This is a genomic window from Streptomyces sp. JJ66 (assembly GCF_019303495.1).
Classification (GTDB): domain Bacteria; phylum Actinomycetota; class Actinomycetes; order Streptomycetales; family Streptomycetaceae; genus Streptomyces.
Genome location: NZ_JAEVFI010000005.1, coordinates 264,521 through 280,558 on the forward strand (window position 1 = coordinate 264,521; position 16,038 = coordinate 280,558).

Sequence of the window (16,038 nt, forward strand, 5' to 3'; positions counted from 1 at the left end):
GTCCACCACCAGGAGCTGGCAAGCATCTGCACGAACACACCCCGCACCTTACCCGCCCCCTGCACCAGCGCACACCCTCCTCCCGCCCCGGGCGACTCCACACCGCCCCCGGCCACCCGCCACCCTCAGGCAAAGATGCTCTCTATGAGAGCAGCCATTGTATGGATGTGTCAGCCCGGCAGAAGCAAAGAAATGATCCCTCATTTATGAGCCACAACGCCCATTGGCAGGAGCTCACGAGTGGGGGGGTAATTTCACGCAGTGAAGCCGCAGATTTCGATGCAGTCCAGCGGGTCACTTCTTTGTTCTAGTTCTTCCGCAACACGGAGAAGAATTTCCTCCCTGCTAAGGTTCCATGGCTCGATGAGGCGGTCTTCGCGATGACTCAGCGGCCCCACTCTGACACCCCGGTCGGTCAGCGCGCCGATCAGCTCCAGTGTGACCTCTCGAACCCGCACGAGCGGCGCGGACTTGCCTGCCAAACTCTCCGCCGAGTCCCATAGTGGAACAAAATAGAGGAGACCTATCTTAGCGTACTCATACAGATAGTCTATCTCCTCTTCCATGGCCGTAGGTTCAATCGATTCAGACACTATTCGACTCCAGCGCGGAACGCGCCAAGCGCGCCACCCACATCTGTGAGACGCGGAGAAAAATCTTACCTAGTTGCACCTTGTTCTCATGTGCTACTCGGCCCCAGCGCGAAACGCCCGCAGCCGTGCTACCCGGACCTCCGAGGCGTGTAGCGAGAATTTTGCCTGTGGTTGCACTGCTTCAAAACTGGTCGAGGCGTCAACGTTTTGACGCATGCTGACATGACATGCATCACCCATCACGAATCCACTCATAGAGACTTCATGCACTGGTGTGAAATGCAGCCAAAATTCAACAGTATTCGCACCCGACCGAACCCACTCCTCCGGTGGATTATCCGGCATAGCATTCAATACGAACTCCATGGTGAGTGAAGCCCCTTCGTCTTCACTGCTGAAGTGCACAGTCGTCAAGGGCCGGCCGCTCAATTCAGGAGCCTCGTCGTAGAGGACCGTGAGCCCTCCGTCCGATGAGAGGAGCGTGCGCCAGTCGTCCTTACCCATAGAAGGTCCTTTCCGTAGGCTCAGGTACAGAAGTGCCGAGCCTTATGCGATCCACAGGACTAGCGTAATAGTGTGGCTGAGGTTCGGTGTCGCTTTCTGAGAAGGCACTGAGGTGGCTTACCTTGAGCGAATCACTACTCGTAAATCGTAGCCGGAGTTTTTCACCTTCGATATGCACCCGAAGTCGCCTCTTGGGCTCCTCGGTAAATGTGAAATGTGCCTTGCCTGGACCTCTCCAATGATCGATTACCAAATCTCCTACAGCTAGAAACTCAATATTGGCCTGGAGTCGATCACATTTTGCTGTCAGCCACTCTGGACGTGCTTTGTCTGGAAACCCATTCAGGTCTGCTCTGGTTTTCAGACTTGGACCTAGGCTCAAATTTACTGATCGGACAAAGATAGGCTTGAGCAATGACGTATCCTCGAATAGATCTGCGAGAACATTTCGATTAACGAGTTGATCAACCCAGTTTAGGGTCATAGTAATAATACTCCTCGCAGCCCGGAATCTTGCCATTTCTGGTGTCATCGAACGGGCGAACATATACGGCGGCAGTGAGCCCGCAGGTAGCCCTAAGCCGTTACTCGAAGTGAAGCAAGGGGGCTACGTAGCGTCGTAAATTACTCACCACGGGAGGAGTACGGGTGCCCGGTCCCACAACCAGTCTGGCAGCCGATCTCTCACCGGCCGAAGCCATGGGTCGATCCGCTCCACCTTTTCAGGGTCTGTCGTCGTGTGGCTCAAAAATAGCTGGTCGAGTTCATGGACAAGGCGAACGATTGATGGAGGCATATTCAGTGAAGTCGCAACCACTCTGTCCTCGATGTTTGCTCGCACATCCAGGGCAAAAAGATAGTCGTCGATCGTCACCTGATGGGATGCCCAACCAGACGAGACAGCCCGAACCAGCAACTCCCACTCTCTGAGCATGCTCCCCACTGAGTGAACAGGGTGAGTCATCTTAGCTGCAATCTCTGGGCTTTTTTGTTCCTTCTCGATGGCTAGTCTTCTGTTGTCGATCTTGGAGATCAGGTCTCTCTCTAGTTTGGTTAGCGAGTCGAAAACTCCATCAGTTCTCGGCGTGTTCGAACTAGGTGTCGTGATTCGTTGACTCATTCCCTAACCTGTTTCAAGAAGTATTCATATCCGTCACTTGGCTGCATGAATGTACCTTGGTCTCCTTCGCGAATTATCATTGTGCCGGTCCCGTGATCCCACCATGCCCACCGTGGAATTCCGGTCGGGGTATCTCGAAGGCGTATCCCTGGCTCTGACAACATGACATCTTCAATGTGTTGTGCCACATCCAGGTCATCGACGCCCGGAATCCCCCGATGGGTAGCGTGTGCCGCGATGGTATCCGCAACGAGATAAATCTCTCCGGATTGGCTCGCCACGTCTCGTTGACCTGTTTCAGCCTCGGGGCAGCCGAAGAGGCCCAGGGGGTCGGTCCAGGTGTGGGGGTTGTGGACGTAGGTGGTGGGGTTGGGGGCGGGGGTGAGGCCGAGGGGGTCGGGGGTGGTGTAGCGGGCGGTTTCGGGGTCGTAGTAGCGGTGGAGGTTGTAGTGGAGGCCGGTTTCGGGGTCGTGGTACTGGCCGGGGAAGCGGAGGGGGGTGTGGGTGGTGGCGTCGCGGTTCCAGGTGGTGGTGCCCCACAGGGTGGTGCGGGTGTGCCAGGCGATGTGGCCGGTTTCGTCGACGAGTTCGGTGGGGGTACCGACCAGGTCGGTGACGATCGCGAAGAAGCGGCGGTCGATCTCGGCCTGGGTGGTGGCGTCGGTGAGGCGTTCGGTCTGGGCGATGGGGTGGAGGCCGTCGTGGTCCCAGGTGAGGGTGACGGGGTGGGGGAGGCCGGGTGAGGTGGTGGTCTGTTCGACCAGTGTGGCGCTGTCCCAGGTGAAGTGCACCTCTTCGACCACCGCGCCGTCGGCTGACAGGCGTTGCTTCGCCGTGCGGCGGCCCAGTACGTCGTAGCGGTACCGCCAGCGGGTGCCGTCGGGGGTGGTGACGGCGGTGAGGCGGTCTTCGGCGTCCCAGGTGTAGTGCCAGGTGTCCGGCTTGCGGGACAGGCGGGTCTTCTGGCGCAGCGTGAGGCGTCCGGCCGCGTCGTGTTCGTAGCGCACGGCCCCCGCGCGGGTGATCCGGGTGCCGGTGTAGGCGCGGGGGCCGGTGGCTTCCGTTCCGGGGTGCTCGGCGGGCCAGGCGGCGTGGGCCTGGTTGCCGGACTCGTCGTAGGCGTACGTCTCCGTCCAGCCGTGCGCGTGGACGGCGGTGACGCGTCCGGCGGCGTCGAGGTCGAAGCTGCGGGCGCCGGTGCGGGCGTCGTGGACGCCGGTGAGGTAGCCGTCGGCACGGTAGGTGTAGGCGCGGTGGGTGACGGTGTGCTGGTCCTGGGCGGTGAGGGACTGTTCCGTCAGGCGTCCCACCGGGTCCCAGGCCAGGGCGAGGGACAGCTCCTCGCCCACGTGCCGGGCGGTGACGTGGCCTGCCGCGTCGTGGTCGAACGTCAGCGTGCGGCCACCCGCCGTCATGCCGGTGCGGCGTCCGGCCGCGTCGTAGCGCCAGGTGGTGACGGCGCCCATCGGCGTGGTGCGGCGCACGCGTCGGCTGAGGGCGTCGTAGGCGTAGGACGTGGTGTGGCCGTCCACGGTCTCGGACTTCACCCGGCCGTAGCGGTCGCGGTGGTAGCGCAGCTCGCTGTCCGGTCCGGTGGCGTGCAGCAGCCGTCCGGCCGCGTCGTAGCTGAAGTCGGTGACGGCGCCGTCCGCGTCCTTGCGGACGATCTCGTCCAGCTCGCCGTGCTGGAAACCGATCGTCTGGCCGAGGGCGTTGGTGCGTGCGGTGAGACGGCCCGCCGCGTCGTGGGTGTAGTGCAGGGTGCGGCCGTCGAAGTCGGTTTCGGAGGTCAGGCGCCCGGCCGCGTCGTAGGTGTACTGCCAGGGCTGGCCCTGCGGTCCGGTGACCGTGCGCAGTCGCAGTTCGGTGTCGTGTTCGAAGGTGTAGCGCACCCCGTCCGGGCCGGTGCGGGCGGTGAGCACGTCGAAGTGCCCGTACGCGTACGTCGTGACGCCGCCGGCGGGGTCGGTGTGGGAGGTGCGGTTGCCCTCACCGTCGTAGGTCCACTGCTCCTCGGTGCCGTCGGGCGCGACGCGCCGGAGCAGCTTGCCTTCCGGGTTCCAGGTCAGCCGGGTGGTCGCGCCGAGCGGGTCCACGACCACCGTTACCCGGCCGAAGGCGTCCCGCCCGTAGGAGGTGACGCCGCCGAGCGGATCGGTGACGCGCACGGGCAGCCCCGCCGCGTCGCACTCCACCCGGGTGACGGCTCCCAGCGGATCGGTGACGGCTGAGAGGTGTCCGGCGGCGTCGTAGGCGTACCGGGTCACCGCGCCTGCCGGGTCGGTGACCTCGGTGCGGTTGCCGCGTGCGTCGTAGCCGTACCGCCAGGTGGTGCCGTCGAGGCCGGTGACGGTCACCGGGCGGCCCAGCGGCCCGTACTCCACCTCGGTGCGGCGGCCGTCGGAGAGGGTGACGCTGGTGGGGCGGCCCTCGGCGTCGCGCTCCAGCCGGGTAGTGCGGCCGAGCGCGTCGGTGTGGGCGAGGAGCCGGCCGCGCGCGTCGTGCTCGGTGCGCACGGTGTGGCCCAGGGGGTCGGTGACGGCGACGGGGTGGCCGTCGCGGTCGAAGACGTGCCGCGTGGTGTGGCCGCCGGAGGTGGTGAGCGTGGTCGTGTGGTGGCCGGTGCGCTCGTCCGGCGGCCCGTAGGACAGGCGGACGGCCAGGTGCCCTTCGGTGCCGCCCTCGGCTATGCAGCGGTCGCGGTGGTCGTAGACGTAGTCGTAGCGGCGGTCGTTGGTGTCGGTCCAGGCGATGACCCGGCGCTCGTCGTCGTACGCGAAGCGCAGCGCCAGCCCGGAGGAACCGGTGACGGAGGTGAGGTTGCCGTCGGTGTAGCCGTACTCCGCGATGCGCACGGGTTCCCCACCCGCACCGAGCAGGTGCAGCGCGGTGATCCGCCCGCCCTCCGTCGTCAGGCGCAGCCGGTAGCCGCCGGAGTGGGTGATGGCGGCCGGGGTGCCCGCGTCGTCGTACTCGAAGGTGAGGGTGTGGCCGCCTCGGTCGCGTAGCGACTCCAGCGGGGCGACGCCGTCCCCGCCGCCCTCGGGGCCGGTGAAGCGGCGCACGTGGCCGGTGTCGGGGTCGGTCACCGTGTAGTCGCCGTCCGGTTCCCGCTCCAGCGGCCAGCGCGGCCCGTGCGAGGCCAGGGTGGGCACCCCGGGCGCCGGGTGCGGGTAGTCCAGGAGCAGGCCGTCCTCGGTGACGAAGACGACGCCCGTCGCGTCGATCTCCAGGCGCTGGTCGGCGGTGCTGGACCACGACGGCCCGAACCACCGGCCCGCGCCGTAGCCCGACTCGACCCGGCGCACGAAGGCCAGCGGCAGGCTGCCGGGCAGGCGCACGTCCGTCTGGGGCAGGTACATCTTCCCGGTGGCCAGGTCGATGGGGTCGGTGCCGCCGGAGGACTTGCGCGAGTCCGGCGTGCTGTGCTGCTGCGCCCCGTCCCGGTCCAGGTGGGGCCGGGCGGACGGAGGCGAGCCGCCGGGCCGCAGCTTGGCGGCGCTGCCCGCCAGCCGCGTGCCCTTGGAGCCGACGAGTTCGGGCAGGAGACGGCCCGTTCCCTCCGCCGGGTCCTTCTGAAACGTCTCCCACGCTCCCTGCAGCGCGGGGAGCGGGTCGCGGACGGTCTGCACCAGCCCGTGCGCCGTGGAGTTGAGGTTGAGGACGAATTCCTCGGGATGCGTCAGGTTGTAGGGGTGGAGGACGTTGTGCTGGGAAGCGAAGGTCAGGATGCCGGCGGTGCCCTTGACGAACCCCGAGGCGAGGTGACTGGCCTCCAGCTGGAAGTCGTCGATACCGGCTGCCAACTGCGTGGCGTACGAGGGCTTCTCCGGCGCCAGGTCCCGTGCGCCGCCCACGGCCTTCTCCGCTGCGTCGCGCGCGGAGTTCCGCTGCCGCCGCGCCTCCGCGAGCTTTTCCTCGGCCGCTTCCCGGTCGGCCGCTCCCGGGTCGGAGAACGTGCCGGGCTTCGTCGGGACGACGCACCGCGCCCGCTCGTCAGCCGGTCTGGCGTTGTAGGACTCGGCGGCCTTGTTGTAGGCGGCGACATCCTCGTTGTACGCGGTGCGCGCCGTCTCGGTGGCGTTCTCGCCGCGCTGGTACTGCTTGATGGCGTCCCCGGCCTGGTCCTGGGCCCACGCCACCGTGTCGGCGAAGTCCCGCAGGGCCGTCGCCGCCGTCTCGCACGCGTCGGCCGCCTCGTACCACTTCTTCGGTTCCAGCGCGGCCTTCTCCCGGAACGCGTCGGCCGCCTCGCCCTTGAGCGAGCTGGAGTCGAGAGCCTTCAGCCCGTCGCCGAACAGGGTGAACGCCTTCTGGAAGTCGTCCAGATGACCGGCGGTCGAGCGGAGCTTCGTGGCGCTGCCGTGGATGAGCTTCTTCGCGTCCTCGCTCTCGCCGAGCTGAGCCTCGTCCACGTCGGCGCCGAGCCAGTTCGCGGCCGAGTCGGACTGCTCGCGGGTCCAGTCGGCGACGCCATCCCAGCCGACGCGGTCGAACTTGTCGGCCGTCCAGTCACCGACCGCGTCAATACCCTGGCCCACGTCCTCAGCGCGGTCTTCGAGCCAGTCCCCGAAGCCCATCAGCGGTCACCCTCCGGCGTGCCCGGACCCTCGGTGGCCTGCGGGCCGGTCCACGTGTTCTTGATGTCCTCGCCCACCTGCATCCAGTCCATGTCGTAGTCGGGAGTCTTCGGGGCGAGAAGCTGGCCGTAGTCCTGCTGAGCGATCTCCTCCTCCGTCAGGTGGGGATTGCCGGTGGGCGAGATCGCGTTCGCGGCGATCTTCCAGGTGGTGGACCAATACTCGTCTTCCGCATGGACCATGCCAGCGGCGAGGTTGAGACGTTCGGCGAGGGCGTTGGCGTCCTGGATGAGGGCGCGCACGCCCCATTCCCAGCGCTCGCAGAAGTCCTCGAACACCTCGGCCAGGGCGCCGCCCCCGGCCTCCATCCCGGACATGGCCAGGTTCTCGAAACCCGCCCCCTGCAAGGCGTCCGTGGCGGAGCCGATCTCCCGCAGCTCGTCCTGGGCCGCCGTGAGCCCCCGGGTCAGGGCCGCGACCGTCTCGGGATCGACGCTCAGGTCGCTCGACTCGCCGCTCACCGGGACGCCTCCCCGCGCGGGGCGGTCACCGCTGAGGCGTCCACCGCTGGAACGTCCACCGCTGAGGCGTCCGGGACGATGCCGCTGACGGGCGGGAACAGCATGGAGTGGTGCTCGTCGGCCACGTCGAGCGCGACCCCGGCCGGTTCGCCCAGCGCCGGGATGACGACGTCCAGCAGCCGGGCGCCGAGTACCGTCCGGTACTCCCACGGCTGGTGCGGCGCGGAGCCCGTCGCCTGCGTGAAACGGGACAGGGCGGGCTCGTCGCTGAACGCGTAGAGCCAGCGGATGCCGCCGTACACGGTCGTCATGAAGCCGTCGTCCAGCACCGGCGCGAGGACGGGCGTGCGGCGGAACTCCCCCAGCATGGCCCGGGGATCACCCCCGCCCGCGCGCACCGCTGCCACGTGTTCCGTCAGGTGCACCCCTGGCCCCCACTTCCCCGTTTCCGCCCCTGGTCGGCGAACACCGTAGCGATCTGACGCGCGCGGTCACAACAGCGATCGGGTTGGGATTGGCGCGCTCCCACTCGGTGTGTCACCGAGCGTGACGTGCCTCGGTCAGCCGGTGAGTTCCGGGGTGACCAGGAGTAGGCGGGTGGTGAGCTGGGCAGGAAGAAACAGGGTGAGGTCCATCACGGTGGGTTACGGGAGACTGGGGGGTCGGATCGGCTTAAACACGGGCTAAACGGGGCCTCGGGGGCGTGTCACGCAGGTCCGGCAGGGGCGCCGGTTGGCCGCATCGTTATCGCGCTGGGCGGGGACCGGGGTGCATATCGACGTAACGTAGCGAGACGGGCCGTGGCGTTGCGGGCAGGCGCGTGACGTATCACCTGACGGACAGGCCGCAGCCACGCTCGGTTACCCCGGCGGCGCGCAGAAGCGTCGTTGTCGATTGCCAGCGCAGCCGACGGCACAGGCCGCGGCCGAGGGAAGGACGAGGATGAAGGACGTCACGTCCGGCGGAGTGCCGGATTCGGCGGATCAGCTCAGCAAACCCGGCAGGCCCACCACGGACCGGGTGATCTTCGGGGTCACCGCGGCCCTGGCGCTCGCCTTCGTGCTGTGGGGAGCGGGGGACACCGAAGGGCTGGGCGACCTGACCAGCTCGCTGCTCGGTGACCTCGTGCACACCGGCGGCTGGGCGTTCGTCCTCGTCGCCTCGGGCTTCGTCATCTTCGCCCTGTGGCTCGCGGGCAGCCGGTACGGCAAGATCACGCTCGGCCGGGAGGGTGAGGAGCCGGAGTTCCGCACCGTCTCGTGGATCGCGATGATGTTCAGCGCCGGAATGGGCATCGGCCTGATGTTCTTCGGCGTGAGCGAGCCGCTGTCGCACTTCACCGACCCGCCGCCGGGCACCGACCCGGCCGACGCGGCGCAGGCCATGGAAACGGCGATGACGACCACGCTGTTCCACTGGACGCTGCACCCGTGGGCGATCTACGCCGTCGTGGGCCTGGCCATCGCCTACAGCACCTTCCGCAAGGGCCGCCGCCAGCTCATCAGCGCCGTCTTCACCCCGCTGATCGGGGAGCGCCGGGCGAACGGCTGGGGCGGCAAGCTGATCGACATACTCGCGATCTTCGCCACCCTCTTCGGCTCCGCCGCCTCCCTCGGCCTGGGCGCGCTCCAGATCAGCAGCGGCGTCACCGAGGTCGGCTGGCGGGACAGCGTCGGCACCGGCATCCTGGTGGCGATCATCGCGTTCCTGACGGTGGCGTTCGTCGTCTCCGCCGTCTCCGGCATCGCGCGCGGCATCCAGTGGCTGTCCAACATCAACATGGTGCTCGCGCTGATCCTGGCCGTGTTCGTCTTCGTCGCCGGGCCGACGATCCTGATCCTGGACCTGCTGCCCACCTCCGTCTCCGGCTACATCGGTGACCTGCCGCAGCTGGCCGGGCGCACCGAAGCCTCCAGCGGTGACAACATCGCCGCCTGGCTGTCGGGCTGGACGGTCTTCTACTGGGCCTGGTGGATCTCCTGGACGCCGTTCGTCGGCATGTTCATCGCGCGCATCAGCCGGGGCCGCACCATCCGCCAGTTCGTCGGCGGCGTCATCCTCGTGCCCAGCACCGTCAGCCTGATCTGGTTCGCGATCTTCGGCGGCTCGGCGATGCAGCTCCAGGACCAGGGGCGGCTCTCCGGCGAGGCCACCACCGAGGGCCAGCTGTTCGACGTGCTTGCCCAGTACCCGCTCGCGGCGGTGACTGGCCTGCTGGTGATGATCCTCGTCGGCATCTTCTTCGTCTCCGGCGCGGACGCCGCGTCCGTGGTCATGGGCACCCTCTCCCAGCGCGGCTCGCTCGCGCCCACCCGGCCCGTCGTGGTGTTCTGGGGCGTCCTGACCGGTGCCGTCGCCGCGATCATGCTGCTCATCGGCGGCGGTGAGGGCGACGCGCTCACCGGCTTGCAGAACCTCACGATCCTGGTCGCCGCACCGTTCACGCTGGTCATGGTCGGCCTGTGCTTCGCGCTCATGCGCGACCTGCGCCGTGATCCGCTGATCCTGCGCGAGCGCAAGGGCGAGGAGGTCATCGAGTCGGCCGTCGTCAGCGGTCACGAGATGTACGACGGCGACTTCGAGATCCGCATCGGCCCCGCCGAACCCAGCGACAACGGCGCTGCCGCGCCCAGCGACAACGGCTCCGGCCCGAGCCAGGAGAAGGCAGCCGCACCGGTACTGGAGAAGTAACCCGGGCTGACCGCCTAGCGCTGAGCGCCGCCGCGTCGGACACCTCCGCCGCGACGGCGCTCAGCTGTCTCCGCGCCCGGCCAGCCGCACGGCGCCCGGCCAGCAACACGGCGCCCGGCCAGCAACACGACGTCCCGCCGGTTCGCGGTGCCTGCGCTGCGGTGTTCCCGCGCTGCGGTGTTCCCGCATCCGGCGCGGTCCTGCCACGGGCGGGCACGCCTCTGCCGTCCTGCCACGGCTGGTGTGGTGTACGGCTCCAGGTGTCCTGATGTCATGGGCGCGGTGACTGGGCCGTTCGGGGGTGCCGGGTGTCCTCATTTCGGGTGAGCCCGTCCGCGTCTCCCTCATCGGCGACATGCCTGCTGACCAGTGTGTTCGCCGCTGGCTGCGGGCTCGATCGCCGCAGACGCGCGGTTTCGGCGCTCACGGTGCCCGGCAGCCGGACAGTGGTTGTCTGCGAGCGCGCCCGGTGACCTCACCTGGCGCGGCGCCCGTCGCGGACGGGTGTCCGAGTCTCGGACGAGCCGCCTGTGCCCGCTGTGTCGCGGTGCCAGCCCGCATCGGCCGGAGCTCTCGCCTCCTTCGTGACATCGGTGTGCTGGAGGCCGGGCCCGTCCTTGCGTGGAACCGGCAGGCGGCCACCGGGAGATGAGGACCGCTTGACCAGGAAGACCCGCCGTACCCACCGCAGCCGCCTGGCCGGGCGCTCGCTGGCCGGGCTGGGCGCGACCGCGCTGGCGGCGTCCGTCGCCAGCGCCGGGCTCGCCCCCGGCGTCAGCTCGGCGTCCAGCCACCGCGAGGCGCCGCTGATCGCCGGTGACCCCCGCGCGGACAACACGGACCTGTACGCGTTCACCAGCCCCGACCAGCCGGACACCGTGACCTTCGTCGCGAACTGGATTCCCTTCGAGGAGCCGGACGGCGGCCCGAACTTCTACCAGTTCGCGGACGGCGACCAGGCCCGCTACAACATCAAGATCGACCGCAACGGGGACGGCCGCGCCGACCTCACCTACACCTGGAAGTTCCGCACCGACATCCGCGACGCCGCGGGCCAGTTCCTGTACAACACCGGCCCGGTGACGTCCCTGGACGACCCGGATCTGAACATCCGGCAGACGTACGACCTGACCGTCACCGACGACCGGGGAAGGAAGCACACGCTGTTGCGCGAGGCGCCCGTCGCGCCGTCCCGCGTCGGCGACGCCTCCATGCCCAACTACGCCGCCCTGCGGGACGAAGCGGTCGTGGACGCCGCGGGCGATGTCCGCAGCTTCGCCGGACAGGCCGAGGACGCGTTCTTCGCCGACCTGCGCGTGTTCGACCTCCTTTACGGTGGCGACCTGAGCAAGCGCGGCAAGGACACCTTCGCCGGGTACAACGTCAACACCGTCGCCCTCCAGGTGCCCAAGAAGGCGCTGGCGCTGAACGGCAGCGTCAAGCGCAACCCGGTTATCGGCGTGTGGTCCACCACCGACCGCAAGGGTGCCGACGTCACCGGTAAGGGCTCCGATGAGTGGCGTCAGGTCTCGCGGCTGGGCAACCCGCTGGTCAACGAGGTCGTCGTCCCGCTGAAGTTCAAGGACGCGTTCAACACGCTGGAGCCGTTCCAGGACCGCACGGTCCAGCCGGTCGTGGACGCGGTCCTCGACCCGATCCTGGCCCGGCTGATCGAGCAGGTCTACGGCATCCCCGCACCGCCCACGCCGCGCGAGGACCTGTTCGAGATCTTCCTCACCGGTATCTGCACCGAGTGCGGCCCGATCGACGCCGACCTCAACTCGCACCGGCTCAACCGCGACGCCGGGCGGGATGAGATCGTCCCGGCCGAGGAGCTGCGGCTGAACATGGGCGTACCGGTGACCAAGCACCCGCAGCGCCTGGGCGTCCTCGCCGGGGACCTCCAGGGCTGGCCGAACGGCCGCCGCCTGGCCGACGACGTCATCGACATCGCGCTCCAGGCCGTCGAAGGCGCGGCGCAGACCGGTGAACTGGTCGAGGCGCTGGCCGAGGGCGACAAGGTTGACCGCAACGACGTCCGGTTCGGCAAGCGGTTCCCCTACGTCGCGCTGCCCTTCCACGGCTCGACGCCGGACGGCCGCGCGCTGAAGTCGTCCGCGCCGGGTGCCGACGCGCCGGGTGCCGAGGCGAACGCGGCGAACACCCCCGCGCACGCCCAGCGGGCGCTGACCCCCGCCGTCCCCGCGGGTCTGGCGGTGGCTGGTGTGGCCCTGCTCGGCTTCGGCGGCCGGCGGATGTGGCGGGACCGCACCAGCGAGCGGACCGGCGAGCGGACCGGCGAGCGGACCGGCGAGCGGACCGGAACCGGCTCCGACCGCCACTGAGCCGCCCACGGTGACCGGTTGGCGGGCCGGGCCCGAGCAGTCACGTCCTGCTTGACCCCGGCCCGTCCCGGGCCGCGGCTCCGGGCGGCGCCCGCCCCGCTCCGGCGCACCTGCCGTGCGCGGCAGGTGCCACGTGCCGCCGGTGCCGCGCTGACGTGCGCGTCCTCGCCTGCGGTGCGAGCACCACACCCGAAACGAAGGGCCGACCCTTGAAAGACTGGCTCCGGCGCTCCCGGCGCCTGCCCCGCCCCCGGCTCGCGCTGACCGCCTGCGTGCTGGGCCTGGCGTCGGCACTGTTCGCCGCCGGTGCCGTCCTGCTGCCGCCCGGGGGCGCCCAGACGCCGGTCTCCGGCCCGTCCGGCGACGGCGCTCCGGGCGACCGGAGGGCAGACGGCGGCCCCGGGGAGGCCGGTGACGCCGCGATCCGCGCGCTCCAGGAACGTCTGCGCCGCCTGCCGTCCGACCACACCGGCTGGGCCGAACTCGGCATCCGCTACGTCCAGCGCGCCCAGGCCACCGCCGATCCGCAGTTCTACGCCAAGGCCGAACAGGCGCTCCAGCGCTCCCGGAAGCTGGCCGGCGCGGACGACCACCTGACCGCCATGGGCCTCGGCGCGCTCGCCGCCGCCCGGCACGACTTCGCCACCGCGCTGGACCACGCGCGCGACGCCGTCCACGCCAACCCCCACCACGCCCCCTCCTACGGCGTGCTGTCCGACGCCTACCTCCAGCTCGGCCGGTACGACGAGGCGTTCGAAGCCGTCCAGACGATGGTCAACCTCCAGCCCGCCACCCCGTCCCTGGCCCGCGCCTCCTACACCTGGGAACTGCGCGGCGACACCGAGCGGGCGAGCACGCTGATGCGCCGCGCCCTGGACGCCGCCGCCAGCGGACACGACGCGGTCTTCACCCGACACCTCCTGGCCGTGCTCGCCCTGGACGACGGCCGCCCCCGGGACGCGCTCGCGCACGCCGAACGCGGCCTGCGCTCCGCCCCCGACGAGCCGACGCTGCTCACCGCGCGCGCCCGCGCCCACGCCGCGCTGGGCCACGAGAAGCAGGCGGTCGCCGACTACCGCGCGGCGCTCGCCCGTGTCCCGCAGCCCGCGTCGCTGCTGGCTTTCGGTGAACTGCTGGAGTCGCTGGGGCGCACCGAGGAGGCCGGGGAGCAGTACGCGCTGTTCCGCACCACGACGCGTCTGTTCCGCTCGGCCGGGGTGGCCCCGGAAGCGGAAGCCGTCTTGTTCGAGGCCGACCACGGCGACGTCCAGCAAGCGCTGGAGTTGGGCCGCGAAGCCGCCGGGCAGCGGCCGTTCCTCACCTCGCTGGACGCCTACGCCTGGGCCCTGCACCGTGCCGGACGCTCCGCCGAAGCCCTCGCCTGGTCCGACCGTGCCCTCGAACTGGGCACGCGCAGCGCACTGTTCCACTACCACCGAGGCATGATCCACCGCGCGAACGGGAACAACGCCGCCGCCCGCGACGACCTCACCCGCGCGCTCGCCATCGACCCGCACTTCCACCCGCTGCACGCCCCGCGCGCCCGCGCGGCCCTCGACGAGATCGGCCCCGCCTCATGACAACCGGCCACCACCGCCGCCTGTCCGTGGTGTGCGCGCTGCTCGCCGCGCTGTGCGCAGGCACGCTCGCCACCGCCTGGCCCGCTACCGCCCACCCGCTGGGCAACTTCACCGTCAACCACTACCTCGGCCTGCGCGCGCACCCGGAAGGCGTCGAAACCACGCTCGTGGTGGACAGCGCGGAGATCGCGGCAGCCCAGGAACGCGGCACGGTGGACGCCGACGGCGACGGCACCGTCAGCGCCGCCGAACGCACGCGGTACGCCACCGGACAGTGCGCCGCCCGCGCCCGCGACCTCCACGTCACCGTCAACGGCGAGCGGCGCCCCACCCGCGTGGCGGACAGCTCCTTCAGCTACCGGCCCGGCGAGGCGGGCCTGCGCACCAGCCGACTGGAGTGCGCACTGCGAACCCCGGCGGACCTCGCCGCCCCGGCCCAGGTCTCGGTCACCGACACCCACTCCGCGCCGCGCATCGGCTGGCACGAGCTGACGGCCACCGGCGACGGCGTCACCCTCACCGACTCCACCGCTCCGGCCACGTCCCTCACCGACGAGCTGCGGCAGTACCCCGACGACCTGCTCGCCGAACCGCTGGACCTCCGCACAGCCGAACTCCGCACGACCCCGGGCGCCTCGGCCAGCGGCGCCCCTGGCACCGCTCCGACCGTCGCGTCGGCCGGCCCCTTCAGCTCCGCGTTCGCCGCGCTCAGCGACCGGTTCACCGGCCTGGTGGGCGAACGCGAACTGACCGTGCCCATCGGCCTGCTGGCACTCACGCTCGCCGTGGTGCTCGGCGCCTCGCACGCCGTGCTGCCGGGGCACGGGAAGACGATCATGGCCGCCTACCTGGCCGGACGCCAGGGCCGGGTCCGCGACGCCGTCACGGTCGGCGCGACGGTGACCCTCACCCACACCGCGGGCGTCCTCGTCGTCGGCCTGCTGCTCCCCCTCGTCACGACGGTGGCGGGAGAGACCGTACTCGGCTGGCTGACCCTGGTCAGCGGCGCGCTGGTGACGGTCATCGGCCTCAGCCTGCTCCGCGCCGCCCTCCGCGGCCACACCGTGGACCACCACCATCACCACGCCCCCGGGCACGGTCACCACGGCCACGGGCGTCACGAGCACCACCACGGTCCCGGGCACCACCACGGCCGTCACAAGCCCAAAGACGGCCACCACCAAGGGCACGAGGACAGGCACCACCCTCACCACCCCGGGCACGGCGCTCACCCCGCCCACGAGCACCCGAGCCCGGACACCCGCCCACACTCTCACCCCCACGAGCACGCGCCCTCCACCTCCCTGCCCGTGCCGCACAGCCGCAAGCCGGTCGCACCGGCCGCAGCACCCTCCACGGTCGCGGTGCTCACCGAGCAGCCGGAGCCCCCGGCGCGACCGGACGCGGCGGCCCACACCCCATCCGCCGCCCCCGAGGAGAGCCGCCAAGGCACCGGCCGCCGTGGGCTCATCGGCATCGGCATCGCGGGCGGCCTGGTGCCCAGCCCCTCCGCGCTCGTCGTGCTGCTCGGCGCCGTCGCGCTCGGCCGTACCCCGTTCGGCGTCCTGCTCGTCCTCGGCTACGGCGTCGGCATGGCCGCCACCCTCACCGCCGCAGGCGTGCTGCTCGTCCGCTTCCGGGACCACGCGGTGACCACGTGGAGCACCCGCCTGCCCCAGACCGGCTTCGTGCGCCGCGTGAGCCGACTCGGCGCCCCCCTCACCGCCGCTTTCGTCGTCCTCGTGGGCCTAGCCCTCACCCTCCGCGCCCTCACCACCCCCTGGTAACGAGCGGCGCCACAACCCCCGCACGCGAGAACAGGCGTCGCGGGCCTGCGCTGTGATCAGCACAAGGGACCATCCCCGCGTGTGCGGGGAGCAGGTCACCCCCACCGCGCCGACAGCCGTGCGGAGGGGGCCATCCCCGCGTGTGCGGGGAGCAGCCGGACACAGACGAACAGCCCCAGGCGCACAGGGGGCCATCCCCGCGTGTGCGGGGAGCAGAGGGCGTGACCTGGGGGTTTATCCCGGGGAGTTCGCGTTTTCATTCACTTGCGCTGACTCCGGCAAAACGCCCATAGCTGCCCTAGCTTGGTGTGCTGATG

Annotated in this window: 10 protein-coding genes; 4 read left to right on the forward strand and 6 right to left on the reverse strand. The window is 69.9% G+C overall.

Annotated features, from left to right (window positions below; genetic code table 11):
• Nucleotides 1-254: 254 nt before the first annotated feature.
• The 6 genes from JJV70_RS05995 to JJV70_RS06020 form a co-directional block, all read right to left on the reverse strand.
• Nucleotides 255-566: a hypothetical protein gene (locus tag JJV70_RS05995; protein ID WP_219046649.1), complete on the reverse strand. Its 312-nt coding sequence runs from the start codon at nt 564-566 to the stop codon at nt 255-257.
• 120 nt (nt 567-686) lie between these two features.
• Entirely contained in the window at nt 687-1,097 is a 411-nt protein-coding gene (locus tag JJV70_RS06000) for an Imm50 family immunity protein (protein WP_219046650.1), read from the reverse strand.
• 628 nt (nt 1,098-1,725) lie between these two features.
• Entirely contained in the window at nt 1,726-2,217 is a 492-nt protein-coding gene (locus JJV70_RS06005; protein ID WP_219046651.1) for a hypothetical protein, read from the reverse strand.
• The gene (locus tag JJV70_RS06010; RefSeq protein ID WP_219046652.1) at nt 2,214-6,797 is read right to left on the reverse strand and encodes a putative T7SS-secreted protein; all 4,584 of its coding nucleotides are present in this window, start codon (nt 6,795-6,797) and stop codon (nt 2,214-2,216) included. Before JJV70_RS06010 ends, JJV70_RS06005 begins: the two co-directional genes overlap by 4 nt.
• Entirely contained in the window at nt 6,797-7,318 is a 522-nt protein-coding gene (locus tag JJV70_RS06015; RefSeq protein WP_219046653.1) for a hypothetical protein, read from the reverse strand. Before JJV70_RS06015 ends, JJV70_RS06010 begins: the two co-directional genes overlap by 1 nt.
• Complete coding sequence (locus tag JJV70_RS06020; protein ID WP_219046654.1) at nt 7,315-7,743, reverse strand: hypothetical protein; 429 nt, start codon at nt 7,741-7,743, stop codon at nt 7,315-7,317. Before JJV70_RS06020 ends, JJV70_RS06015 begins: the two co-directional genes overlap by 4 nt.
• 517 nt (nt 7,744-8,260) lie before the next feature.
• Between JJV70_RS06020 and JJV70_RS06025 the strand changes: the two genes are divergently transcribed.
• The 4 genes from JJV70_RS06025 to JJV70_RS06040 all read left to right on the forward strand — a co-directional run bounded on the left by JJV70_RS06025 (nt 8,261) and on the right by JJV70_RS06040 (nt 15,721).
• On the forward strand, nt 8,261-10,009 hold the full coding sequence (locus JJV70_RS06025; protein WP_219046655.1) for a BCCT family transporter: 1,749 nt from the start codon (nt 8,261-8,263) through the stop codon (nt 10,007-10,009).
• 659 nt (nt 10,010-10,668) lie between these two features.
• Nucleotides 10,669-12,354 carry a DUF4331 domain-containing protein gene (locus tag JJV70_RS06030; protein WP_219046656.1) on the forward strand — a complete coding sequence of 562 codons (1,686 nt, stop codon included), beginning with the start codon at nt 10,669-10,671 and terminating at the stop codon, nt 12,352-12,354.
• A 209-nt stretch (nt 12,355-12,563) separates the two neighbouring features.
• The gene (locus JJV70_RS06035) at nt 12,564-13,934 is read left to right on the forward strand and encodes a tetratricopeptide repeat protein (RefSeq protein ID WP_257573436.1); all 1,371 of its coding nucleotides are present in this window, start codon (nt 12,564-12,566) and stop codon (nt 13,932-13,934) included.
• On the forward strand, nt 13,931-15,721 hold the full coding sequence (locus JJV70_RS06040; protein WP_257573437.1) for a nickel transporter: 1,791 nt from the start codon (nt 13,931-13,933) through the stop codon (nt 15,719-15,721). The genes JJV70_RS06035 and JJV70_RS06040 overlap by 4 nt, the downstream gene beginning before the upstream one ends.
• Nucleotides 15,722-16,038 lie beyond the last annotated feature (317 nt).

What these genes read in the sequence shown, in the direction of transcription:
- JJV70_RS06040 (WP_257573437.1), top strand. Translation starts at nt 13,931, where the DNA reads ATGACAACCGGCCACCACCGCCGCCTGTCCGTGGTGTGCGCGCTGCTC.
- JJV70_RS06025 (WP_219046655.1), top strand. Translation starts at nt 8,261, where the DNA reads ATGAAGGACGTCACGTCCGGCGGAGTGCCGGATTCGGCGGATCAGCTC.
- JJV70_RS05995 (WP_219046649.1), bottom strand. Translation starts at nt 566, where the DNA reads ATGGAAGAGGAGATAGACTATCTGTATGAGTACGCTAAGATAGGTCTC.
- JJV70_RS06000 (WP_219046650.1), bottom strand. Translation starts at nt 1,097, where the DNA reads ATGGGTAAGGACGACTGGCGCACGCTCCTCTCATCGGACGGAGGGCTC.
- JJV70_RS06010 (WP_219046652.1), bottom strand. Translation starts at nt 6,797, where the DNA reads ATGGGCTTCGGGGACTGGCTCGAAGACCGCGCTGAGGACGTGGGCCAG.
- JJV70_RS06005 (WP_219046651.1), bottom strand. Translation starts at nt 2,217, where the DNA reads ATGAGTCAACGAATCACGACACCTAGTTCGAACACGCCGAGAACTGAT.